Source organism: Mycobacterium intermedium, from assembly GCF_002086275.1.
Classification (GTDB): domain Bacteria; phylum Actinomycetota; class Actinomycetes; order Mycobacteriales; family Mycobacteriaceae; genus Mycobacterium; species Mycobacterium intermedium.
The window spans coordinates 1-17035 of record NZ_MVHT01000072.1 but is presented as its reverse complement, the minus strand read 5'-3'; the positions used below and the strand labels follow the sequence as shown (position 1 = coordinate 17035).

Genomic DNA, 17035 nt, shown 5'->3' with positions numbered 1-17035 from the left:
GAACCGCTCTACAGCAGACTTACAGCTGGTTCTCGGGGCCGATGATCGCCCAGACCGTCTTGCCCGACGCCGTGGGAACGCAACCCCAGGCACGCGACAACGCGTCGACAATCGCCAGCCCCGAGACGTCGATGCCCTTCGGGGGCGACGCCAGGCGCACGGCCGGGGCACTGCTGGTATCGGATATCGCAATGGTCGCGGTCGTGCCCTCGACCTCGACCCGCATCACCGGTTCGCTGTTGGTGTGCTCTAGGACGTTCTCGATGAACACGTTGACCACCACCAACGCGACCGGGATCAACCCGGGCTTCGACCACCTGGTCAGCCACTCGCGAACCAGCCTCCGCGACTCGCGCAGGCTGGTCAGATTTGCGGGCAATTTCGCCTCGTTGCGCTGGACCTTTCGGCGCATCAACTTGGCTACGGCCTTCAACGCGCCTTTTTCGGTCGGAAAGACCGGCATGAACCGGGCCACCCCGCTGTGGGTGATTGCCTCGCGAGCGGCGCGGTCGCCGCAGACGAGGACGATCGGGACTTCCGGCCGGGTCTCGAACTGCCAGCGGGCGCTGAGCAGGATCGACCATGCCTCGTCGTTGGGCACTTCAAGTCCCGTGACGTCCACCACGACCCCGAACGGTTCGTCGAACGTGGCCTTTGTGATGCTGTCGCGGAGCTCGCCCGAGTTGCCCGCGTCCAGTACGCCCCCGACCGTCAGAATCACTGCCGATTCTTCACTGCGCTGCGTAATGTTCGGCGGGTTAGGCACGGCGGCGGCCTCTGGGGCGCTCATTGCGACCAGCGCCTCGCACCGCCTCGACGCGCCGATCCCCCGCGGCGGGAAGTCCCAAATGCCACCCGTTCGTCCGGTCCCATCTTCTGCTCCTCGAAACTCCGCCCCCGCCAATTGCTTGAGGATGCTGTTCGGTCTCGTCGTCTAGCCGCGGCAACGGTGACCCGAGGTGGTTACCCAATTCGCGCGCGCGGCCAACCTCAGTTTCTGGGTGTACCCAGCCTAACCGGATTTCAAGTGGCGCAATGACACCAATTCAGCCGGTCGGCGACGCGAACGGCGGTGTGCCGACTCCGGCCACCGAGTGCGTGCCCCAAGGAGTTTCCTCGATGATGCGTGCGGGTGCGCTGCGCGCGCCCACGGACAGCGTGGCGGCGCGCGCCTGTTTTAGGGTCTCCGACGGCAATCTGTCGAAGACCGTTCCTTGCCAGTGGTACTTGCCGTCGAGGGGATCTAGGCGGCCGGCGAGCCGGACGTGCACCTCGCAGTGGGTATCAGCGATCTGCAGCATGGCGGGGCCGTCGTAGACATCGTCTTCCCGCTCCGGCGCACCGGACGACAGGTCGAAGGCGGATGCCACCGGCAGCGGCCGCGCCGCCGTGAGTTGGGCGCGCTCGTTGAAAACCTGTTGGGTGCTGCGGCGCACCTCGATGCGGGGACTCCCCATGCGCGTCATGAGCTGCAGACAGCCGACGACGTAGGTGATCTGTGCGTCGATGTCGGGGCCGGTGAGGAAAAAGTAGTTGGGAAAGCCGTGCGCCGCCACGCCGAGGAACGGCTCCATCCCGTCGGTCCAGGCTCGCTGGATGGACAGTCCGCGGGAGCCCAAGAGCATGTGGTCGGCGGCGGCGGTGTAGCCGGTGCCGTAGACGATCACGTCGGCCCGGTGCTGAACGCCGTCACTGGTGCGGATGCCCGAGCGCGTCACGGCCGCGATCGCCGCCCTCACCTGCCGAGCGGCAGGATGCTCATCCCGCCGGGGTATGCGCCGAGACAGCCAGCGCATCGCGCGGGTCCTGGGTAGCAGCAGTTCGGTAATGAAACGGCGGGGCGGGACGGCGAAGGCGGTCACCGATCGTGCCCGTTCGAGCAGCGCACCAATGTAATGCCCTGCCGCAGAGTCGGTTCCGACCACCGCGATGTGCTTGCCGGTCGGATCGAATGCGGAATCCCATGCCGCCGCGTGAAACGACTCGCCGGCGAACTCACCGCGACCGGGGATGTCCGGTATCCACGGGACGAACACCTGCCGGTCCGTGATCACGATGTCGGCCCGCACGGCCTCGTCGCCGTTCGTGCTCAACATCCAGGTGTGGGTGGCGTCGTCAAAGACGGAGCGTTCGAGCGCAGGTTCGTCCAGAACCACGCAATCGGTGACGCCGGCAGCCCCGAGGGCGTCTTTGACCCGGTGACCTACCGTGCTGACGATGACGACGTGGTGATGCGACTCGTGCGGCACGGGCGGTCGGGTCACAGAAACCTGCTGCGCTTCCAGCCGCGGCGCGCGATCGGACCCATCAGGCCCACCTCTTCCAAGAACGCCGCAAGCGGGGCGAAGCCGGCTATCTGGATCTCGCGACGGTGCGGGCTGCTGCGCGCCAGCCGCCGTGCCCGCTTGGCGTCAAGGCCTGCGCGCGCGTACGGGATCGGGTTGCTGAACAGATAGTTGAAGAAGTAACCGCCGAGCCCATTGATGTTGGCCATGAACCAACGGTTCAACCGGGGCATCTCGGCCACCCGCTTGCGTGCGCCGTCCCGGGCGAACTGGATGTGGCGGGCTTCCTCCGTGACGTGAATTCGCATGAGCCGCTGGATAATTGGCTGCAATTCCGGGTCGTCCATCATCTGCCGCTGCAGCGAGTCGAAGATCTCCTCGCCGATCAACGCCGCCACCCACAGCATCGAACCGCGCTGGAAGGCCAGGGGGAGCGCGTTGATGATCCAGCGGTGCATCCGGCGCGGCCGCACCGGCTTGGCGCCGACGCGCTCGATCGCCTTGCCGAACATGACCATATGGCGGGTTTCGTCGCCGAGTTCGGTCAACTTGTAATGCGTCGATCGGCTCGTGGGGTCCTCATGCAGGATGGTGCGCAGCAGCGACTGGTTGAGCATGTTCTCGAACCAGATTCCGGCCGAGAGCGTGTTGACCAGTTCCTGGCGAGACAACTCGATCTGTTGTTCGCGAGTCATCTCCGCCCACATCGGGGTGCCGTACAGCGAGACCAGCTTGGGGGGCAGGAAGAATTTGTCCGGGTCCAGCGGTGCATCCCAGTCGATGTCGACGATGGGTTCGTAAGACTTTTTGACCGAGCCCTTGAGCAGGCGCTCCGAGAACTCTTCACGACTCGGCCTGTCCGGCTTTACCGCAGTGGTCATCGCTGGGCATCCCTTCGTTGGGAGGTTCAGACGGTACCCATGGTACCGGGTACTTGCGGTCCCGACTAGATCCTTGTGATCTCAATTCGATTGACTGGCACGGTGAGCCGGCACATCCACGTCATCGGCATCGGTGCGGGCGATCCCGACTACGTGACGGTCCAGGCGATCGACGCGCTGAACGACACCCAGGTCTTCTTCGCAATGGACAAGGGTGAGACCAAGAGCGACCTGGTCGGTCTGCGGCGGGAGATCTGTGCGCGATTCATTCGCGAGCCCGGGTATCGGTTTGTCGAACTGGCCGACCCGCCACGCGCCAAAGAAGGGGACTACCGCGAGGCCGTCGCCGATTGGCACGCCGAACGCGCCCGGATCTGGGCCGCGGCCATCCGCGACGAACTGGGTCCCAACGGCGTCGGTGCGTTTCTGGCCTGGGGGGATCCCTCGCTGTACGACAGCACGCTGCGCATTCTCGACACCATCGGGTCTTCGGTGCCAGAGGTCGTCTTCAGCTATGACGTGATTCCCGGCATCACCGCGGTGCAGGCGTTGACGGCTCGGCATCGCATTCCGCTCAATGAAGTCGGCGAGCCGGTCCTGCTCACCACCGGAAGGCAGCTACGCGAAACGGGTCTGTCCGGTTCGGCGGTGGTGATGCTCGATGCCAACTGCTCGTTTCTCACCTGCCCGCCCGCAACGAGGATCTGGTGGGGCGCCTATCTGGGTACGGACAAGGAACTGCTGGTTGCGGGGACTGTTGGTGATGTCGGCGCTCGCATCGAGACGATGCGTGCCGAGGCGCGCGCTCGGCACGGCTGGATCATGGATACCTACTTGTTAAGGGCTCGTTGAGGTCGCCTCATAAGCGTTCTGCTGAAACGTTTCTGAGTCTGATAGCGAATTAAGGATTTGGAGTAGGGGTCGGATTCGTTATTGAAACGAGATAGCATCGGGCTCCTACTCAACTCGTGTGGAAGACGTGGCGGCTTGTCGCTGTCCCAATGGCCGGGAGGTTGTCGATGTCGTGGGTGATTGCGGCGCCCGAGTACGTGGCGCAAGCGGCCACCGAGCTCGCCGGCATCGCAACATCCCTTAGCGCGGCCAATGCCCAGGCGGCCTTCCCTACCAGCGGGGTCCTGGCCGCCGGCGCCGATGAGGTGTCGGTCGCGCTCTCGGCGCTGTTCAACGCGCATGCGCAGGCATACCAAGCCGTCAGCCAACAGGCGGCGCTGTTCCATCAGCAATTCGTGAACCTCATGAGTGGGGGCGCCGAACAGTACGCGCTCACCGAAGCGGCCAACGAGCTGCCGATGCAAGTGGTGGGGCAGGCATTGGGGGCCGCGGCCACGCCCGCCGCGGCGGCGGCCGGCGAGGCTGCGCTGGTTTCCGGCGGAGGCCCGGCAGTGGGCAGCGGAGCCGTCGGGGCGGCCGCGGTTCAAAGCGGCAGTCACGGCGGGTTTCTCTACGGGAACGGCGCGGTCGCTGCGCCGGGCGCTGGCGCCGCAGCATCCGCGGGCTTGTTGGGCAAAGGCGGAGCCGGGGGCCTCGGCGCCGGCAGTCATGGCGCCTCGCCCGCGAGTCCGGGGAGCGGTCACGGAGGTGCTTCCGGCGGCTGGCTGACCCCGCTCGCCAACAGTGCCGGCGTTGTCGACATCGTGGATGCAGGCGCGGCGATACAAGCGCCCGCGGTCGCGCCCACCGACGCGAGCGGCGCGGTACCCGGTGGGCTGCTGTTGGCCCCGGCCGGTGTGGGCGTCGCGGGCGCCCACGGGGGTGTCCCGTCTGGTGCCAGCAACGGCAACCAGTCCAGCGGTGCGAACGCCCTCAGTACCTATGGCAACCACAGCGGTTGGTTATATGGCGACGGCGGGGCCCTGGGACCGTATGACGGTCCCGCCGCAGATGCGGCAGTGCCCGCGAGTGGCAGCGAGTCGGCCGTGAACACATCTGCGGGTGCGGGCGGTCTTGGCGGATTGCGTGGTGACGCCCCGCTGGGTTCGGGTGGTCTGTATGCCGGTACCGGCGGTTTCGCCGCAGGCGGCGGCGCCGGAGGGCAGGCCGTAGGCCAAGCAGCCGACTGACGGACCTGGCGTCTGCAGGTTAGGCGAGCGCTCGGGCAGACTGGACGGGTGCCCGAACTCCCGGAAATCGAAGCGTTGGCCGATCACTTGCGCCGGCACGCCGTCGGGTTGACGGTCGGTCGCGTCGATGTCGCCGCGCTGTCGGTGCTGAAGACTTTCGATCCGCCCATCAATGCCCTGCACGGCCAGACCGTCGTCGGGGCAGGCCGCTGGGGCAAATACCTGGGGCTGCAAGCCGGCGAGCTGTGGTTGGTAACTCACTTGTCCCGCGCCGGGTGGCTGCGCTGGTCGGACACGTTGGCCGCAGCGCCGCTACGGCCAGGCAAGGGGCCGGTCGCGCTGCGGATACACCTGGGCACCCCGGGCAGCGCACCAGGATTCGACCTCACCGAGGCCGGCACCCAGAAGCGACTGGCGGTCTGGGTCGTCACCGACCCGCGGCAGATTCCGCAGATCGCCAGCCTCGGACCGGACGCGCTGAGTCTGTCTGTCGACGACCTCGCCGGGCTGTTGGCGGGCAACACGGGGCGACTCAAGACGGTGATCACCGACCAGAAGGTGATCGCGGGCATCGGCAACGCGTACAGCGACGAGATTCTGCACGTCGCCAAGCTCTCGCCGTTCGCAACGGCCGGCAAACTCACCGAAGCCCAGCTGCATACCCTGCACGACGCGATGGTCTCGGTGCTCTCCGACGCGGTCACGCGGTCCGTCGGCCAGGGTGCGGCCATGCTCAAGGGCGAAAAGCGCTCGGGGCTGCGGGTGCACGCCCGCACCGGCTTGCCGTGCCCGATATGCGGCGACACCGTGCGTGAAGTGTCGTTCGCGGACAAGTCTTTTCAGTACTGCCCGACGTGTCAGACCGGCGGCAAGGTGCTGGCCGATCGGCGCTTGTCGAGGCTACTCAAGTAGGTACCGCCCGACCGTCCCCGATATGCTGCCGAGGTGACTCGCCAGAAAATTCTCATCACCGGGGCCAGCTCCGGCCTCGGCGCCGGGATGGCCCGGGCTTTTGCCGCCAAGGGCCGCGACCTTGCGTTGTGCGCCCGTCGCACCGACCGCCTCGATGAACTCAAAGCGGAACTGACGCAACAGTATCCGTCGATCAAGGTGGCGGTGGCCGCGCTGGACGTCGACGACCACGAGCAGGTGCCGAAGGTGTTTGCCGCGCTGAGCGACGAACTGGGTGGCATCGACCGCGTCATCGTCAACGCCGGCATCGGCAAGGGCGCTCGGCTGGGCTCCGGCAAGTTGTGGGCGAACAAGGCGACCATCGAGACCAACCTGGTGTCCGCGCTGGTGCAGATCGAGACCGCGCTCGAGATGTTCCACAAGAGCGGATCGGGCCACCTGGTGCTCATCTCCTCGGTGCTCGGCAACAAGGGCGTACCCGGCGTCAAGGCCGCCTACTGCGCGAGCAAAGCCGGACTGACGTCGCTGGGTGAATCGCTGCGCGCCGAGTACGTGAAAGGTCCGATCAAAATCTCGTCGATCGAGCCCGGTTACATCGAGTCGGAGATGACCGCCAAGTCCTCGAGCACGATGTTGATGGTGGACAACGAAACCGGGGTCAAGGCACTGGTCGACGCCATCGAGCGCGAGCCCGGACGTGCGGTCGTGCCGCGTTGGCCGTGGGCTCCGTTGGTGCAGCTGTTGCGGGTGTTACCGCCGCCGCTGACCAAACGCTTCGCGTAGCCGCCGCGCCTGCTTGGCAGGTTAACCGGCACGTCCGCGCTCGGTGCGGTAGCGGCGCACCAGCGCGTCGGTCGAGCTGTCGGACAGCGGTTCGGGCGAGTCCTCGCTGGTGATCACCGGAAGCAGCGCCTTGGCCTGCGTCTTGCCCAACTCCACGCCCCACTGGTCGAACGAGTCGATGCCCCAGATCACGCCCTCGACGAAGACCTGGTGCTCGTAGAGGGCGATCAGTTGCCCCACCACCGACGGCGTGAGCCGGTTGGCCAGGATCGAGGTCGTCGGCCGGTTACCGGGCATCACCTTGTGTGGCACGACCTCGGCGGGGGTGCCTTCCGCGGCGATCTCCTCGGCGGTCTTGCCGAACGCCAGCACCTGGGTCTGGGCGAAGAAGTTGCTCATCAACAGGTCGTGCATGCTGCCCGTGCCTTCGGCGGTGGGCAGGTCGTCGGTGGGTTGACTGAAGCCGATGAAGTCGGCCGGGACCAACCGCGTGCCCTGATGCAGCAGCTGATAGAAGGCGTGCTGGCCGTTGGTTCCCGGCTCGCCCCAGAAGATTTCGCCGGTGTCGGTGGTGACCGGTTTTCCGTCGGCGCGCGTGGACTTGCCGTTGGATTCCATGGTCAGCTGCTGCAGGTAGGCGGCAAAGCGCGCTAAGTCGTTGGAATACGGCAACACTGCCCGTGATTGGGCATCGAAGAAGTTTGAGTACCACAGCCCGATCAACCCGAGCAGGACCGGCGCGTTGGATTCCAGCGGCGCGGTTCGGAAATGTTCGTCGACGATGTGGAAGCCGGCAAGGAAGTCCGCGAAGGCTTCTCGGCCGATGACGGCCATCACCGACAGCCCGATCGCCGAGTCGACCGAATAACGCCCGCCGACCCAATCCCAGAAGCCGAACATGTTGTCGGTGTTGATGCCGAAGTCGTCGACCAGGCGCTTGTTGGTGGAGACGGCGACGAAATGCTTTGCCACTGCGGCGTCGCCGAGCGCATCGGTGAGCCACCGCCGGGCCGCGGTCGCGTTGGTCAGCGTCTCCAGCGTGGAGAACGTCTTCGATGCCACGATGAAAAGGGTTGTGGCAGGGTCTAAGTCGGCAAGCGTAGCGACCAGGTCGGCGGGATCCACGTTGGACACGAAGCGCGCCGAAATGCCGGCGTCGGCGTAGTGGCGCAACGCCTGGTACACCATCACCGGGCCCAGGTCCGAGCCGCCGATGCCGATGTTGACCACGGTCTTGATCCGCTCACCGGTGGCTCCTCTCCAGGCGCCGTTGCGCAGCCGGTCGGTGAAGTCGCCCATCGCGTCCAGCACCTCGTGCACGTCGCGGACGACGTTCTGGCCGTCGACGATCAGGTCGGCGTCGCGGGGCAACCGCAGCGCGGTGTGCAGTACCGCGCGATCCTCCGAGGTGTTGATGTGCTCACCGGCGAACATCGCCGCGCGACGCTCTTCCAGGTTGGCCGCGCGGGCCAGGTCGACCAAGAGTTTCAGCGTCTCACGGGTGACGCGGTGCTTGCTGTAGTCGATATAGAGGTCGCCCACCGTCAGCGTTAGTTCGCGCCCGCGGCTGGGATCGTCGGCGAAGAACTGACGAAGGTGGGTCTGTCCGATCTTGTCGTAATGACTGCGCAGGTTGTCCCACGCCTGAGTGGCGGTGATGTCGGGGATTGCTGGCACGGAGGTCATGGTTCGACCCTATGTCGCAACCGGCGCCCATGTGAGGCGACCGCCGCCAGTGCAGGAGTCGGGGCACGTTGTGGCGCACTGTCGTGAGCCGACGCCGCCTAGCCGACGCCCAGCGCCCGCTGTATGTCCGGCAGCATGGCCTGCAACTGCTGTCCCCAGTACGTCCACGTGTGGGTGCCGTTGTCGGGAAAGTTGAAGACGCCGTTGTGCCCGCCATACAGCTGGTAGCGGCCCTGAAAAACCTTGTTGCTCAACCGCGTCGCGCTCTCCAGCAAGGTGGCGTCCAGCTTGGTGCCCAGGTCCGCTTCCCCGCCGTTGCCGGTATACACCCAGATGCGGGTGTTGTTGGCGACCAGCTTTTTGGCATTGACCGTCGGGTCGTTGGCGGCCCAGGCCGGGTCACCCGGCGGGCCCCACATGGCGTCGGAGCGATAGCCCCCGGCGCCCATCTGCGCGGCACTGACCAGCGTGGGCCACTGACCGGCGGACAGGTTGAGGAAGCCGGACATCGAGGCCGCGTAGCTGAAGTTCTGCGGGTGGTTGGCGGCCAGAATCAATGCGGCCGATCCGGACATCGACGCGCCTGCCACCGGGTTGGAACTCCACCTTGACCTGGCGATGCATCGACGGCGACGGGACCATCAGGTACTCGATCGGTGTGCCTTGCCGGCTCCACGCCGAGGAGATTGCCGAGGTCGCTGAACCCGCCGAGATGCTGCCCAGCAGCATGAGCAGCACGAGTGGCACGGCGGCTGGTACGCATACCGGCCGACGCTGGCGCCTGACCCGAGCCGCCTTTGCTGCAACCACTGCGGCGGAATTTACCGGCTAGCGCCGCCTATGCCCCGTCAGCAGCGATTTTTTAATCGATTAGTGACCGAGCCGTCCTCGGCCGAGACGCAACAGCAGCATTGCCAGATCCTTACCCTCGGGTCCGAGCTCGCTGTAGCGTTCGATGACTTGCATCTCGCGGTTGTGCACCAACCGGGTGCCGCCGGACGCCATTCGGACTCTGCCGATCGCGCGCGATACCTCGGCGCGACGTTTCACGGCGGCGAGTATCTCCCGGTCCAGCCGGTCGATTTCCTCGCGCAACTCGTCGATGCTGGGAAGCGTTTCGGTGTCGATCATGTCGGTGTTCATTTCTGCTGACTCCGCGTTCTCGTGATGTGGGGGGTCTGGTCTCATCCGGTCGGGCCTCACACAAGAATCGAGCCCCGGATCCGGAAGCGGACCACGGGGCTCTGCGATAGCAGCTAAACCACGGGCACCGCTGGCGGCGGGTACCCGTAGAAAAATCGATGCTGCGCGTTGAGCACAGAATGAGTGTGCCACATGATGCGGAGTTTTCCGACAAAACCCTGGCTACGGACTAGCAGGGGACTGCAGCGGACTTCTGGGGCCCCATTCGCACAGACTCGTCGGCGGGCGGCGGTAAGTTTGGACGGACATGAGTGTGCACGCGACCGAAGCAATGTTTTCCGGGTCCCCGGGGCCCCCTGGACCCGACTCAGCGGATCAACTGCTCGACGGCCTCAACCCCCAGCAGCGCCAAGCGGTGGTGCACGAGGGTTCCCCGCTGCTGATCGTCGCCGGCGCGGGCTCGGGCAAGACGGCGGTGTTGACCAGGCGTATCGCCTATCTGATCGCCGCCCGCGGGGTGGGGGTCGGCCAGATATTGGCCATCACCTTCACCAACAAGGCCGCCGCGGAGATGCGCGAACGGGTGGCGGCCCTGGTCGGCGAGCGCGCTCGCTACATGTGGGTGTCGACCTTCCACTCCAGCTGTGTGCGCATCCTGCGCAACCAGGCGTCGCTGATCGAAGGCCTCAACTCCAACTTCTCGATCTACGACGCCGACGATTCGCGGCGGCTGTTGCAGATGATCGGCAGGGACATGGGGCTGGACATCAAGCGGTACTCACCGCGGCTGCTGGCCAACGCGATCTCCAACCTGAAGAACGAGCTGATCGACCCGGACGGTGCGCTGCACGCCCTGACCGATGAGTCCGATGACCTGACCCGCACCGTCGCCTCCGTCTACGCCGAATACCAGCGCCGGCTGCGGGCGGCCAACGCGCTGGACTTCGACGACCTGATCGGCGAGACCGTGGCGGTGCTGCAGACCTTCCCGCAGATCGCGCAGTATTACCGGCGCCGCTTCCGGCACGTCTTGGTCGACGAATACCAGGACACCAACCACGCGCAGTACGTCCTGGTGCGGGAATTGGTCGGCACCGACACCGAAGACGGTGTGCCGCCCGGCGAGTTGTGCGTCGTCGGCGACGCCGACCAGTCGATCTATGCGTTCCGCGGGGCCACCATCCGCAACATTGAGGACTTCGAACGCGACTATCCCGACGCGACAACGATTCTGCTGGAACAGAATTACCGCTCGACGCAGAACATCCTCTCGGCGGCCAACTCGGTGATCTCGCGTAACACCGGCCGTCGCGAGAAGCGGTTGTGGACCGACGCCGGCAAGGGCGAACTGATCGTCGGCTACGTCGCGGACAACGAGCACGACGAGGCCAGGTTCGTCGCCGAAGAGATCGACGCGCTGGTCGAGCGGGGTGAGATCACCTACAACGACGTGGCCGTCTTCTACCGCACCAACAACTCGTCGCGGGCGTTGGAAGAGGTGTTCATCCGGGCTGGCATCGCCTACAAAGTCGTTGGGGGAGTGCGCTTTTACGAGCGCAAGGAGATCCGCGACATCATCGCCTACCTGCGGGTGCTGGACAATCCGGGCGACGCCGTGAGCCTGCGCCGCATCCTCAACACCCCGCGCCGCGGCATCGGTGATCGGGCCGAGGCCTGCGTGGCGGTGTATGCCGAGAACACCGGCTCCACCTTTGCCGACGCGCTTGTCGCTGCGGCGCAGGGCAAGGTGCCGATGCTGAATTCCCGTGCTGAGAAGGCGATCTCGGGATTCGTAGAGATGCTCGACGAGTTGCGGGGTCGCCTGGATGATGACCTCGGCGAGTTGGTCGAGGCCGTACTGGAACGCACCGGGTACCGTCGCGAGCTTGAATCGTCCACCGACCCACAGGAATTGGCCCGGCTGGATAACCTCAACGAACTCGTCAGCGTCGCACACGAATTCAGCATCGACTTGGCAAACGCCGAGGCTGTCTCTCCGGAGGACGAGGATGTTCCGGACACCGGCGTGCTCGCGGCGTTTCTCGAACGCGTCTCGTTGGTGGCCGACACCGATGAAATCCCCGAACACGGCGCCGGTGTGGTGACGTTGATGACGCTGCACACCGCCAAGGGGTTGGAGTTCCCGGTGGTATTCGTCACCGGCTGGGAGGACGGCATGTTCCCCCACATGCGGGCGCTAGACGATCCCACCGAGTTGTCCGAAGAGCGGCGGCTGGCCTATGTCGGCATCACCCGGGCCCGGCAACGGCTCTACGTCACTCGCGCGATCGTGCGGTCGTCGTGGGGGCAGCCCATGCTCAACCCGGAATCGCGCTTCCTGCGCGAGATTCCGCAGGAACTCATCGACTGGCGGCGGGTGGCCCCGAAGCCGTCGTACAGCGCGCCGGTCAGCGGTGCCGGGCGGTTCGGTACGCCGCGCTCAGCGCCCACCAGGTCGGGCATGAGCAAGCGCCCGCTGCTGGTGCTCGAGCCGGGAGACCGGGTGACCCACGACAAGTACGGCCTGGGTCGGGTCGAGGAGGTTTCCGGCGTCGGCGAGTCCGCCATGTCGCTGATCGACTTCGGTAGCGCGGGACGAGTGAAGCTGATGCACAACCACGCGCCGATCAGCAAGCTCTGAGCGCGGCTGTCTCAGGAGCGCAGCCAGCTCAGTAGCGCAGCCAGCGCTCGGTCTGCGGGAGCAACGCGAAGACCACGCTGGCGATGGGTAACACCGGAAGGGTGTGCACGATCCACGCCACGCGTGCACCCGCGATGAACACGCCGACATAGGTCAGCACCGCAACCACCGCGCCGCCGACCACCAGGTAGCGCCCGAGGGGCCGGCGCAGCAGCAGCATGATCACGCCGGTGATGGTGGATACGGCGAAGACGAGGGCGAGGAACCCGACCGCGATGCAGAACAGCCGATCAGTTCTCCACCATCCGGCGATCAACTCCGTGGCCACCACCGAGGTGGCCCAGCCGCTGACGATGCTGATCACGCACGCGGCGACGGCGGTGCGGGGGCTGGGCGTGATGATTGCCGCCTGCGATGGCGTCAGGGTCGCGCGCCGGATGATGCGGGTGGCGGGCTCGGAGGGAGGCAGTTGCGTGGTTTGGGCGTCCGGGATCGCCGGTAGCGGTCCCGTCGGCGCACGCCGGATGATGCGGGTGCGCGGCACTTCCGGTTCGGGTGCTGCTGCGGAAGGAGGAGGTGCCGCTTCAGAGTCGGCCTGGGGTGGATCGTCGCGCGCAGGTGGTTCGTTCGGGCTTGGGGGTTGTGTCACCGGTCAGCCGGCGTAGTTGCCGACGCTGAGGCCGCGCTTGGCCAGCCACGGCACCGGGTCGATCCGCTCGGAGCCGTTCAGGAGCACCTCGAAGTGCAAGTGCGGGCCGGTGGAAAAGCCGCGGTTGCCCATGGTCGCTATCTGGTCGCCGGCCATGACGCGCTCGCCGACGCTGACCAGCGCCGTGTTGATGTGCCCGTAGAGCGTCACTGTGCCGTCGGCGTGGCGTAGCTTGACCCACATCCCGTAGCCGGCGGTGGGTCCGGCGTCGATGACGACGCCGTCGGACACTGCGTAGATCGGGGTCCCGATCGAATTGGCCACGTCAATTCCGGCGTGCAGCACGCCCCAGCGGTAGCCGAAGTTGGAAGTGAAGATGCCCCGGGTCGGCATGACGTACAGCGGCTGCTGCAGGCGCGCCTCGCGCTGTGCGCGCTCCTGGGCGAACGCCACGCCCCTGGCAAACTCCTCGTTGTGAACCGCGGCGAGGTTGGCCGGCTGCGCGGCGATCACCTGCACACCGCGTGGGGCGCCGCCGCCTGACCCGCCAACCAGTGCGGACGCGTTGGCGGTCAGCACCGTCTCGGGCTGCTGGGAATCAGATTGATGGGTCGCCGTGTGTGCCGCTGCGGCCGCCGCGCCAGCCGCCATCGCCGAGATCATCAGGCGTCCCTTGGCGGCGCTGGTCGGTGGCTTGCGATGCTGCCCACCGCTGCGGGGTACCGGGGTGATCCGCTCGGTGAGTCCGTCGGGCTCGGCGATCACCCGAGTCATCACGGCGGTGATGGCGGCGGAGGGGGGTGCCAGCGGACGCGGCGACTCGTCGAGTTCGTTGACGTCATCGAGTTCGGGCGCGTCCAGCAGGGCATCGTCGCCGAAGATCGGCTCGTCGCCGTAGTCCAGCTCGTCGAGATCGGCGAAATCCAGGTCGTCGAGATCGTCGAACCCGTCGAGCGGGATGATCTCGGTCACTTCGTTACGGGGGTGATGCAGCCAACGATCGCGGGGTGCGCGAGCCGCAACTGCGCTGGCAGAGCGGGCAAATCGGTGCTGGGACAAGCTAACGGTGTCCTCGGATCGTGACCATAACGTTATCTGGACCCATGAGACGGTATCCGCTCATCGCCAGAACTGGCAACCTGGGTATGCAATCTGGCCAATTTTGTGACTTGGATCACGGTTTCGGGAGAATGAACATTCGGTGATCCGGGCCACAGGAGTGGATGCCACTGCTACCGCCATTTCGCCTCTCGATAAGGTTCCCCTGCGAGTTGCGGATTTAGCCCAGCGAGACGGTGAGGCCATGGATCTTTTCGAGTATCAAGCCAAAGAGTTGTTCGCCAAGCATGGCGTGCCTGGCAATCAAGGCCGGGTGACTGACACTGCCGAGGGTGCCAAAGCCATCGCTACCGAGATCGGTAAGCCGGTGATGGTCAAGGCGCAGGTCAAGACAGGCGGTCGCGGAAAGGCCGGTGGCGTGAAGTACGCCGCCACTCCCGATGAGGCTTACGAACACGCCAAGAACATTCTGGGCTTGGACATCAAGGGCCACATCGTGAGAAAGCTGCTGGTCGCCGAGGCCAGCGACATCGCCGAGGAGTACTACCTCTCCTTCCTGCTTGACCGCGCCAACCGCAGCTACCTGGCCATGTGCTCGGTAGAAGGCGGCATGGAGATCGAGGAAGTCGCAGCCACCAAGCCGGACCGGCTGGCCAAAGTTCCGGTGAGTGCCGTCAAGGGTGTCGACCTGGCACTCGCTCGCTCGATTGCGGAGCAGGGCCATCTGCCCGCCGAGGTGCTCGACGCGGCAGCGGTCACCATCGAGAAGCTGTGGGGGGTGTTCGTCGGCGAGGACGCCACCTTGGTAGAGGTCAACCCGCTGGTACGCACTCCCGACGACCAGATCCTGGCGCTGGACGGCAAGGTCACCCTGGACGGCAACGCCGCCTTCCGTCAGCCCGGTCACGCCGAGTTCGAGGACAAGGCGTCCACCGACCCGTTGGAGCTCAAGGCCAAGGAGCACGACCTCAACTACGTCAAGCTCGACGGTGAGGTGGGCATCATCGGCAACGGAGCCGGCCTGGTGATGTCGACCCTCGACGTCGTCGCCTACGCGGGTGAGAAGCACGGCGGCGTCAAGCCGGCGAACTTCCTGGACATCGGCGGCGGCGCTTCGGCCGAGGTGATGGCCGCCGGCCTGGACGTGATCTTGAGCGACGAGCAGGTCAAGAGCGTCTTCGTCAACGTGTTCGGCGGGATCACCTCCTGCGACGCGGTGGCCACCGGGATCGTCAAGGCGCTGGAAATTCTGGGCGATGAGGCCAACAAGCCGCTGGTGGTGCGGTTGGACGGCAACAACGTCGAAGAAGGCCGACGCATCCTGGCCGAGGCCAACCACCCGCTGGTGACATTGGTCCCGACGATGGACGAAGCCGCCGACAGGGCGGCCGAGCTGGCGAGCGCCTGAGAGAGGACAGCGACAGATGGCAATCTTCCTGACCAAAGACAACAAGGTCATCGTCCAAGGCATCACCGGCAGTGAGGCGACCGTGCACACCGCCCGGATGCTCAAGGCGGGCACCCAGATCGTCGGCGGCGTGAATGCGCGCAAGGCCGGCACCGAGGTCACCCACGAGGACAAAGGCGGCCGGATCATCAAGCTGCCGGTGTTCGGCAGCGTCTCGGAGGCGATCGAAAAGACCGGCGCCGACGTGTCGATCATCTTCGTGCCGCCGAAGTTCGCCAAGGACGCGATCATCGAGGCCATCGACGCCGAGATCCCCTTGTTGGTGGTCATCACCGAGGGAATTCCGGTGCAGGACAGCGCCTATGCCTGGGCCTACAACCTGGAGAAGGGCGGCAAGACCCGCATCATCGGCCCGAACTGCCCGGGCATCATCAGCCCGGGGCAGGCGCTGGTCGGCATCACCCCGGCCAACATCACCGGCCCAGGGCCCGTCGGGCTGGTGTCCAAGTCGGGCACGCTGACCTACCAGATGATGTACGAGCTGCGTGATTTCGGCTTCACCACCTCGATCGGCATCGGCGGCGACCCGATCATCGGCACCACTCACATCGACGCCATCGAGGCCTTCGAGAAGGACCCCGACACCAAGCTGATCGTGATGATCGGTGAGATCGGCGGCGACGCCGAGGAGCGTGCGGCCGACTACATCAAGGCCAACGTGTCCAAGCCGGTCGTCGGCTACGTCGCGGGATTCACGGCGCCAGAAGGCAAGACGATGGGCCACGCTGGCGCCATCGTGTCCGGCTCGTCGGGCACCGCGGCCGCCAAGAAGGAAGCACTGGAGGCGGCGGGGGTCAAGGTCGGCAAGACGCCGTCCGAGACGGCCGCGTTGGCCCGGGAGATCCTGCAGAGCCTGTAACCGGTCGTACCGCGACCAGACGCGAAAGCCCCGCGACACGCCCCGGTGTCCGCGGGGCTTTTGCATCTGCTGGCGGGGCGCTACGGCAGGCCGGGCTGGCCGGGCACCCCGATCAGTTGTCCTAGCAAGCGGGTGAGTGGGCCCGCGCGGCTTCAATTCACTCGTGCAATCCAGGCAAAGTTGGCATTTCACGCATGTCAATCCCGCTGCTGCCAAGAAGGAAGCCTTCGCGCCGCTAGGACCCCGACCCCGGCAGTCCGTCCAAGCCGAAGAACAACGCTATGCCGCCAGCACCGTGCTTGCCGGGGGCGGTGAAGTTGAACCCGCCGTTGCCGCCGTTTCCACCATTCCCGATCAGCCCGGACTGCCCGCCGGTGCCGCCAGTTCCGCCGATGGTGCCGAAGGCGCTTGTGAACCCGCCCGCGCCGCCGGCACCGCCCGATCCGATGAACAGTCCGGCCTTGCCTCCGGCGCCGCCGTTGCCACCTAGGTTCAACCCGTAAGCGGCATTGCCGCCGGCGCCCTTGATCTGCACGTAGGTGTAGGAGTCGGTGACGTGGAAGCCGGTGGCGTACACGATCACGTCCA

14 protein-coding genes and 3 pseudogenes are annotated in these 17035 nt (G+C 66.0%); 8 read left to right on the top strand and 9 right to left on the bottom strand.

Annotated features, from left to right (window positions below):
• Positions 1-19 precede the first annotated feature (19 nt).
• From BST27_RS21935 to BST27_RS21925, 3 genes are all read right to left on the bottom strand, one after another.
• Positions 20-799, bottom strand: coding sequence for an STAS domain-containing protein (locus BST27_RS21935; RefSeq protein ID WP_372515484.1), 780 nt, complete (start codon positions 797-799; stop codon positions 20-22).
• A 247-nt stretch (positions 800-1046) separates the two neighbouring features.
• Positions 1047-2264 (bottom strand): DUF4873 domain-containing protein, encoded by a 1218-nt coding sequence (locus BST27_RS21930; RefSeq protein ID WP_232007239.1) that lies wholly within the window; start codon positions 2262-2264, stop codon positions 1047-1049.
• Complete coding sequence (locus BST27_RS21925) at positions 2261-3166, bottom strand: AurF N-oxygenase family protein (protein WP_069418705.1); 906 nt, start codon at positions 3164-3166, stop codon at positions 2261-2263. Before BST27_RS21925 ends, BST27_RS21930 begins: the two co-directional genes overlap by 4 nt.
• A 102-nt stretch (positions 3167-3268) precedes the next feature.
• Between BST27_RS21925 and cobF the strand changes: the two genes are divergently transcribed.
• The 5 genes and pseudogenes from cobF to BST27_RS21905 all read left to right on the top strand — a co-directional run bounded on the left by cobF (position 3269) and on the right by BST27_RS21905 (position 6942).
• A complete protein-coding gene (gene cobF, locus BST27_RS21920) occupies positions 3269-4018 on the top strand; it encodes a precorrin-6A synthase (deacetylating) (RefSeq protein ID WP_069418704.1) in 750 nt (249 codons plus the stop codon).
• Between the two features lie 167 nt (positions 4019-4185).
• Positions 4186-5247 carry a PE family protein gene (locus BST27_RS34580; RefSeq protein WP_069418703.1) on the top strand — a complete coding sequence of 354 codons (1062 nt, stop codon included), beginning with the start codon at positions 4186-4188 and terminating at the stop codon, positions 5245-5247.
• A gap of 48 nt (positions 5248-5295) precedes the next feature.
• Positions 5296-5538, top strand: a pseudogene (locus BST27_RS33915) (DNA-formamidopyrimidine glycosylase family protein); the annotation flags it as partial.
• A 153-nt stretch (positions 5539-5691) separates the two neighbouring features.
• A complete protein-coding gene (locus tag BST27_RS33910) occupies positions 5692-6159 on the top strand; it encodes a zinc finger domain-containing protein (RefSeq protein ID WP_232007240.1) in 468 nt (155 codons plus the stop codon).
• A gap of 33 nt (positions 6160-6192) precedes the next feature.
• On the top strand, positions 6193-6942 hold the full coding sequence (locus BST27_RS21905) for an SDR family oxidoreductase (protein WP_069418701.1): 750 nt from the start codon (positions 6193-6195) through the stop codon (positions 6940-6942).
• 21 nt (positions 6943-6963) lie between these two features.
• Here BST27_RS21905 and pgi read toward each other — a convergent pair whose 3' ends face one another.
• The 3 genes and pseudogenes from pgi to BST27_RS21890 all read right to left on the bottom strand — a co-directional run bounded on the left by pgi (position 6964) and on the right by BST27_RS21890 (position 9816).
• Positions 6964-8628 (bottom strand): glucose-6-phosphate isomerase, encoded by a 1665-nt coding sequence (gene pgi, locus BST27_RS21900; protein WP_069418700.1) that lies wholly within the window; start codon positions 8626-8628, stop codon positions 6964-6966.
• A 98-nt stretch (positions 8629-8726) separates the two neighbouring features.
• Positions 8727-9438, bottom strand: a pseudogene (locus BST27_RS21895) (alpha/beta hydrolase-fold protein).
• Between the two features lie 60 nt (positions 9439-9498).
• A complete protein-coding gene (locus tag BST27_RS21890) occupies positions 9499-9816 on the bottom strand; it encodes a chorismate mutase (protein WP_069418699.1) in 318 nt (105 codons plus the stop codon).
• 262 nt (positions 9817-10078) lie between these two features.
• On the opposite strand from BST27_RS21890, the gene pcrA reads away from it, so the two are divergent.
• Positions 10079-12412, top strand: a complete 2334-nt coding sequence (gene pcrA / locus BST27_RS21885; protein WP_069418698.1) for a DNA helicase PcrA — start codon at positions 10079-10081, stop codon at positions 12410-12412.
• A 28-nt stretch (positions 12413-12440) separates the two neighbouring features.
• On the opposite strand, the gene BST27_RS33230 is transcribed toward pcrA, so the two are convergent.
• Positions 12441-13061, bottom strand: a complete 621-nt coding sequence (locus BST27_RS33230; RefSeq protein WP_197518094.1) for a hypothetical protein — start codon at positions 13059-13061, stop codon at positions 12441-12443.
• 3 nt (positions 13062-13064) lie between these two features.
• Complete coding sequence (locus tag BST27_RS21875; RefSeq protein WP_069418697.1) at positions 13065-14120, bottom strand: M23 family metallopeptidase; 1056 nt, start codon at positions 14118-14120, stop codon at positions 13065-13067.
• A gap of 244 nt (positions 14121-14364) precedes the next feature.
• On the opposite strand from BST27_RS21875, the gene sucC reads away from it, so the two are divergent.
• Positions 14365-15528, top strand: coding sequence for an ADP-forming succinate--CoA ligase subunit beta (gene sucC, locus BST27_RS21870; protein WP_069418696.1), 1164 nt, complete (start codon positions 14365-14367; stop codon positions 15526-15528).
• Between the two features lie 16 nt (positions 15529-15544).
• On the top strand, positions 15545-16447 hold the full coding sequence (sucD, locus tag BST27_RS21865) for a succinate--CoA ligase subunit alpha (RefSeq protein WP_069418695.1): 903 nt from the start codon (positions 15545-15547) through the stop codon (positions 16445-16447).
• Positions 16448-16958: 511 nt separating this feature from the next.
• Here the strand turns inward: sucD and BST27_RS35100 are convergent.
• A pseudogene (locus BST27_RS35100) lies at positions 16959-17035 on the bottom strand (hypothetical protein); the annotation flags it as partial.